Source organism: Streptomyces sp. C, from assembly GCF_000158895.1.
Lineage (GTDB): Bacteria > Actinomycetota > Actinomycetes > Streptomycetales > Streptomycetaceae > Streptomyces > Streptomyces racemochromogenes.
The window spans coordinates 5,815,179-5,821,616 of record NZ_GG657750.1 but is presented as its reverse complement, the minus strand read 5'-3'; the positions used below and the strand labels follow the sequence as shown (position 1 = coordinate 5,821,616).

The window sequence follows — 6,438 nt, the reverse complement described above, 5'->3', positions numbered from 1 at the left end:
CCCCGAGGCGGACCTCGGTGTCGACCCCGAAGCCGTGGAAGGTACCCCGGGATCCCGGCGGGTAGGTCCCCGTGCGGCCGGCTCCGGCGGCGCCGACCACGACCAGCAGGTCGGGCCGGGCCGCGGCGAGCACGGCCAGCGCGTCGGAGCAGGCGGTACGGGCGTCGTCGAGTTCGGCGGCGGCGCCGGCGGCGACCTCCGGCACGAGGAGCGGCGGGGCGGGGCAGACGGCGGCGGCTACGAGCATGATCCGCAGCCTAGCCGCCCCGGCCCCCGTCCGGTCAGTCGATCGCGCAGCCCGAGACGGCCGGCGGCAGCGGGGCCGGGACGCCGATGGACGGGATGCCGAGCATGACGCCCGCCGGCTGCGCCGGGGCGGCGTTGCGCTTCTCCCAGGCGTCGCCGGAGCGGGTGCGGCGCACGGACCGCGTCGGACCCTCGGCGAGGAGGTGGTGCGGGGCCGCGTAGGTGATCTCCACGGTGACCACGTCGCCGGGGCGGACGTCCTCGTCGGGCTTGGTGAAGTGGACGAGGCGGTTGTCGGGGGCGCGGCCGGACAGCCGGGCGGTGGCGCCGTCCTTGCGGCCCTCGCCCTCGGCGACCATGACCTCCAGGGTGCGGCCGACCTGCTTCTTGTTCTCCTCCCAGGAGATCTCCTCCTGGAGGGCGACCAGGCGCATGTAGCGGTCCTGGACGACCTCCTTGGGGATCTGCCCCTCCATGTCGGCGGCGGGGGTGCCGGGGCGCTTGGAGTACTGGAAGGTGAAGGCGCCGGCGAAGCGGGCCTCGCGCACGACGTGCATCGTCTGCTGGAAGTCCTCCTCGGTCTCGCCGGGGAAGCCCACGATGATGTCGGTGGAGATCGCGGCGTGCGGGATCGCGGCGCGGACCTTCTCGATGATCCCGAGGAAACGCTCCTGCCGGTACGAGCGGCGCATCGCCCGCAGGATCGGGTCCGATCCCGACTGGAGCGGCATGTGCAGCTGCGGCATCACGTTCGGGGTCTCGGCCATGGCGGCGATGACGTCGTCGGTGAAGTCCTTGGGGTGCGGGGAGGTGAAGCGGACCCGCTCCAGGCCCTCGATCTGCCCGCAGGCGCGCAGCAGCTTGGAGAAGGCCTCGCGGTCGCCGAGGTCGGAGCCGTAGGCGTTGACGTTCTGGCCGAGCAGGGTGATCTCGGAGACGCCCTCGGCGACGAGGGCCTCGACCTCGGCGAGGATGTCGCCGGGACGGCGGTCCTCCTCCTTGCCGCGCAGCGCCGGGACGATGCAGAAGGTGCAGGTGTTGTTGCAGCCGACGGAGATCGAGACCCAGGCGGCGTACGCGGACTCGCGGCGGGTGGGGAGGGTGGAGGGGAAGGCCTCCAGCGACTCGGCGATCTCGATCTGGGCCTCTTCCTGGACGCGGGCGCGCTCCAGGAGGACCGGCAGCTTGCCGATGTTGTGCGTGCCGAAGACCACGTCCACCCAGGGGGCCTTCTTGACGATGGTGTCGCGGTCCTTCTGGGCGAGGCAGCCGCCGACGGCGATCTGCATGCCCGGGCGCTTCGTCTTCATCGGGGCGAGGCGGCCGAGGTTGCCGTACAGCTTGTTGTCGGCGTTCTCGCGGACGGCGCAGGTGTTGAAGACGACCACGTCGGCGTCGCCGTCGGAGCCCTCGGGCGCGCGGACGTAGCCGGCGTCCTCCAGCAGACCGGAGAGCCGCTCGGAGTCGTGCACGTTCATCTGGCACCCGTAGGTGCGCACCTCGTAAGTTCCCTTGGGGTCCACCACTGCCGTGCTCCGGTCGCTGCTGCTGGTCATGGAACAAGGGTAGGCGGTGCCGGAGGGCCCTCCGGTCGCCCGGTGTCCCCGGCCGGACCGGGCCGGCCGTGACAGGTGGGCGGGGCGGGTGGGAGGATCCCGGCATGCCCCTCGTACCTCCCCGCATCAGCCGGCGCCGCCTCCTCCTGGGCCTGGTCGCCGTGCTGGCCGTGCTCGGGGGGCTGCTGTGGTGGCCGAGGCCCTTCTGGGAGCCGGAGCTCAAGGGCGGGCTGACCTTCAGCACGGGGGTGCGCAGCGGTGTGTACCACCGCTACGGGCAGCTGCTGGAGGGGGCGCTCGCGCAGGACATGCCGGGCGTTAAGGTGCGGCTGGAGCCCAGCGAGGGTTCGCAGCAGAACCTCCAGCGGGTCGCCGCCGGGCAGGCCGACTTCACGATCGCCACGGCGGACGCGGTGGCCAAGTACCGGGCCGACGGGAAACCGGGCGCCGACCGGCTGCGCGGCTGCGCTCGGCTCTACGACGACTACGTGCAGCTGGTGGTGCCGGCGGGGTCGCCCGTGCAGTCGGTCCGCGACCTGCGGGGCAAGCGGGTCGCGGTGGGCCAGGACGGCTCCGGGGTCAGGCTGGTCTCGGAACGGCTGCTGACGGCGGCCAAGCTGAACCCGCACAAGGACATCACCGCCGTCGGGATCGGCATCGACACCATGCCCGCCGAGCTGGAGGCGGGGCGGATCGACGCCTTCTTCTGGTCGGGCGGGCTCCCGACGACCGCCGTGCACGAGCTGTCGGAGCGCTTCGACATCCGGCTCGTGCAGCTGGGCGACCTGGTCGAGCAGCTCCAGGCCAGCGGCAGCCCGGCCCGGTACTACCGGGCCGCGGTGATGCCGCAGGACGCGTACGCGCGGGCCCGCAACACCTCGGCGGTGGCCACGCTCGCCGTGCCGAACCTGCTGGTGACCCGGGAGGACACGGGCACGGAGCTGACCGAGCAGTTCACCCGGACGGTGATCCTCAGCCGGGACCGGATCGGGCACGCGGTCCACGCCGCGCAGCTGGTGGACCTGCGGACGGCGATCTACACGGACCCGCTGGACCTGCACGAGGGGGCCCGGCGGTACTACCGCTCGGTCAAGCCGTAGGCAGCAGCATCATCGCGGCGGCGGCCGCGCCGATCAGTCCGGCGTGGGTGCCGAGGGTGGCCGGGACGACTCGCAGGTCCCTGACGAAGGACAGGGTCGCGTACGAGGCCAGGTGCCGCCGGATCGGTTCGAAGAGGGTGTCCCCGCTGGCGGCGACCCCGCCCCCGATCACCGCGACGTCCGTCTCGACGAGGGTGGCGGTGGCCGCGATGGCCGCGGCCAGGGCCCGCCCGGCCCGGTCGAAGGCGGCCAGCGCCACCGGGTCGCCGGCGGCGGCGGAGGCGGCGACGCCCGCCGCGGTGGGGTCGGGGCCGGTCCAGCCCTGGGCGAGGGCCCAGCGGGCGATGGCGGTCCCGGAGGCGAGGGACTCGACGCAGCCGTGGCCCCCGCAGACGCACCGCTCGCCGTCGAAGGCGACGCTGATGTGGCCGATGTGACCGGGCGTTGCCGGTGGGGCCGGGGGTGGAGCTGGTTGTTCAGGATCAGCCCGCCCCCGACCCCGGTGGAGACCACCATGCACAGGGCGTTGGCGTGCCCCCCGGGCGGCGCCGAGCCAGTGCTCGGCGGCCGTCATGGCCACCCCGTCGCCGGCCAGGACGACCGGGATCCGGGCCCCGCGCGCGGCCAGCTCGGCGGCGATCCGCTCCTGCACGGGGAACTCCCGCCAGGCCCCGATGTTGACCGGGCTCACGGTGCCCCGCGAGGTGTCCACGGGGCCGGCGCTGCCGATGCCGCAGCGGACGGCCTGCGCCCACAGGGGGTCCCGCGCCAGGTCCGCGACGACCTCCGCGACCGCCGCCATGACCCCGTCGGCGTCCGTCCCGCGCGGGGTGGGGCGCCGGGTGACCGCGGTCATCGCGCCGTCGGGGTGGACCAGCGCCCCGGCGATCTTCGTGCCGCCGATGTCGATCGCCACGGTCGGGCCGGCGACGGCGGCCGCGGCGGTGCTGCGCGGCACGGGGAAGGCTGAGGTGGGGGTGGTCACGGAGGTGCTCCTGCCAAAAGGTCGGATTTCAGTATGCCGCCGCCGGCGGGGCCGTACTCTCGCGGGGTTCCAGCCGGGGCAGCTCGCTCTCCCGGGTCCGGGGCGGGCCGCCGGCGAGGAGCGCGAGGAGCTCCTCGGCCGCGAGCCGCCCGAACCCGGCGGTGTCGCGGACCAGCGCGGTCAGCCGGGGGTGGGTGACCCGGCACAGGGCGGAGTCGTCCCAGGCGACGATGGAGAGCCGGCCGGGCACGGGGATGCCCAGCCCGGCGGCGACCGCGCTGCCGGCCACCGCCATCACGTCGTTGTCGTAGACCAGGGCGGTGGGCGGATCCGGCTCGGCGAGGAGCCGGCGGGTGGCCGCGGCGCCCTCGGCGTCGGAGTAGTCGGTGGGCACCGACCGGACGTGGTCCTCGGGGGGCCCGAGCCGGTGGGCCTCGGCGCGCAGCGACGCGATGCGGCGGGCCGTGTGGGCGAGGCCGGGCGGGCCGGCGATGTGCGTGATGCGGCGGTGGCCGAGCCCGTGGAGGTGCCGCAGCACCCCGGCCATGGCACGGGCGTCGTCGGCCCAGACGGACGACAGCGGCGGCGGGGAGTCCGCCGGCACCGGCTCCCCCGTCCCTCCGACGAACACGGCCGGGAGCCCGAGCCGGGCCAGGAGCTCCGGGCGCGGGTCCCGCGTACGGGGGTCGACGACGAGGACCCCGTCCACGCGCCGCTCGGCCCACCAGCGGCGGTGGACGGCGCATTCGGCGTCGATGTCCTCCACCACCTGGAACAGCAGCGCCGTCCGCCCGGCGGAGAGCACTTCCTGTATGCCGGAGACGAGCTGGAGGAAGAACGACTCGACCCCGAGGGTGTGCGCGGGCCGGGCCAGCACCAGCCCGACCGCCCCGCAGCGTTCCCCGGACAGGACCCGGGCGGCGTGGTGGGGCTGCCAGCCCAGTTCCTCGGCGACCCGGCGGACCCGGGCGCGGGTGTCCTCGGAGACCCCCGGCCTGCCGTTGAGGGCGAAGGAGACGGCGCTCTCGGACACTCCGGCCCCGCGGGCGATGTCCTTGATGGTGGGTCTGCGGGCCATGCCTGCCTCATCCCTCGGTGACGTGGACTGCGCTGCGGCGGACCGTACGCCGACCCGACCGCGGCAACAACCGCGCGCGGAGCGGCAGGTGACACCGCGCGGATCCGGCCGCCCGGCGGCAAAGGCGCTGTTGACCTCAGCCCGCACGGCCCGGCAGTTTGTGGGCGTCCGGCGCATTCCCCGAGAACCCGGGACCATTCCATGCACCGCACCCTGCGCTTCGGCGTCAACTACACCCCGGCACGCGGCTGGTTCCACCACTGGCTGGACTTCGACCTTCCGGAGGTCGGGGCCGACCTCGATTCGATCGCCGCCCTGGGCCTGGACCACGTACGGGTGTTCCCGCTGTGGCCGCTCTTCCAGCCCAACCGCGCGCTGATCCGCCCGCGCGCCGTCGAGCAGCTCGTCGCCCTCGCCGACGCGGCGGCCGCGCGCGGGCTGGACGTCGCCGTGGACGGCCTCCAGGGGCACCTGTCGAGCTTCGACTTCCTGCCCGCCTGGACGCGGACCTGGCACCGGCGGAACCTCTTCACCGACCCGGACGTCGTCGCCGGTCAGGAGGAGTACCTGCGCACCCTCGCCGCCGCCCTCGCCGACCGGCCGAACTTCCTCGGGATGACGGTGGGCAACGAGATCAACCAGTTCTCCGGCCCCCCGCACCCCGACCCCGACCCCGTCACCCCCGAGCAGGCCGGACGCTGGCTGGAGCGGATGCTCGCCGCCTGCGAACGGGGCGCCCCGGGACGGCTGCACGTGCACGCCGAGTACGACGCCGCCTGGTACCAGGACGGGCACCCCTTCACCCCGGCCCAGGCGGCCCGGCTGGGCGCGGCCACCGCCGTGCACTCGTGGGTGTTCAACGGCACCGCGCAGCGCCACGGCCGGACCGGGACGGCCACCGAGCACCACGCGGCGTACCTGGTCGAGCTGTCGAAGGCCTGGGCCGAGGACCCGGCGCGCCCGGTGTGGCTCCAGGAGGTCGGGGCGCCGGCGCCGCTGATCCCCCCGGAGCACGCCGCACGGTTCACGGCCGCCACGCTGGAGGCCGTCCTGGACTGCCCCGGGCTGTGGGGGGTGACGTGGTGGTGCTCGCACGACGTGTCCCGGGAGCTCGCCGACTTCCCGGAGCTGGAGTACGGCCTGGGCCTGCTGACCAACGACCGCCGGCCCAAGCCCGCCGGGACCGTCCTGGCCCGCGTCGCGGCGGCCTGGCGGGACCGCGGACACCGCCCGCCCGTACGCGACACCGCGCTCGTCCTGGACGAGTCCCGGGGCCGCGCGGCCTGCGCCCCGGGCGGCCCGTTCTTCGAAGCCTGGGCCTCGCTGACGGCCCGGGGCACCCGCCCGGCGGTGGTCCTGTCCGACCGCGCAGAGGACCCGGCGCACCTCAAGACCCGGGGCATCACGGAAGTCGTCCACATCAGCGAGGTCGTGTGACGGCCCGCCCCCACCCCCACCCCCGCCCGAGCCGCA

Annotated in this window: 5 protein-coding genes and 1 pseudogene; 2 read left to right on the top strand and 4 right to left on the bottom strand. The window is 74.9% G+C overall.

All coding sequences use genetic code 11. The features are described 5' to 3' along the window. Nucleotides 1-247, bottom strand: a pseudogene (locus SSNG_RS26385) (hypothetical protein); the annotation flags it as partial. Nucleotides 248-281: 34 nt separating this feature from the next. Beyond that, nucleotides 282-1,802, bottom strand: coding sequence for a tRNA (N6-isopentenyl adenosine(37)-C2)-methylthiotransferase MiaB (gene miaB / locus SSNG_RS26380; protein WP_007266971.1), 1,521 nt, complete (start codon nt 1,800-1,802; stop codon nt 282-284). 104 nt (nt 1,803-1,906) lie between these two features. Here miaB and SSNG_RS26375 point away from each other — a divergent pair, with 104 nt between their 5' ends. Continuing rightward, the gene (locus SSNG_RS26375) at nt 1,907-2,902 is read left to right on the top strand and encodes a TAXI family TRAP transporter solute-binding subunit (RefSeq protein ID WP_007266970.1); all 996 of its coding nucleotides are present in this window, start codon (nt 1,907-1,909) and stop codon (nt 2,900-2,902) included. Here the strand turns inward: SSNG_RS26375 and SSNG_RS26370 are convergent. Both SSNG_RS26370 and SSNG_RS26365 read right to left on the bottom strand, forming a co-directional pair. Further along, nucleotides 2,892-3,887 (bottom strand): ROK family protein, encoded by a 996-nt coding sequence (locus SSNG_RS26370; protein WP_165365027.1) that lies wholly within the window; start codon nt 3,885-3,887, stop codon nt 2,892-2,894. The two genes, SSNG_RS26375 and SSNG_RS26370, sit on opposite strands and share 11 nt — an antisense overlap. A 28-nt stretch (nt 3,888-3,915) precedes the next feature. Continuing rightward, the gene (locus SSNG_RS26365; RefSeq protein ID WP_007266968.1) at nt 3,916-4,965 is read right to left on the bottom strand and encodes a LacI family DNA-binding transcriptional regulator; all 1,050 of its coding nucleotides are present in this window, start codon (nt 4,963-4,965) and stop codon (nt 3,916-3,918) included. Between the two features lie 201 nt (nt 4,966-5,166). On the opposite strand from SSNG_RS26365, the gene SSNG_RS26360 reads away from it, so the two are divergent. Then, nucleotides 5,167-6,402 (top strand): hypothetical protein, encoded by a 1,236-nt coding sequence (locus SSNG_RS26360; protein WP_007266967.1) that lies wholly within the window; start codon nt 5,167-5,169, stop codon nt 6,400-6,402. Nucleotides 6,403-6,438 lie beyond the last annotated feature (36 nt).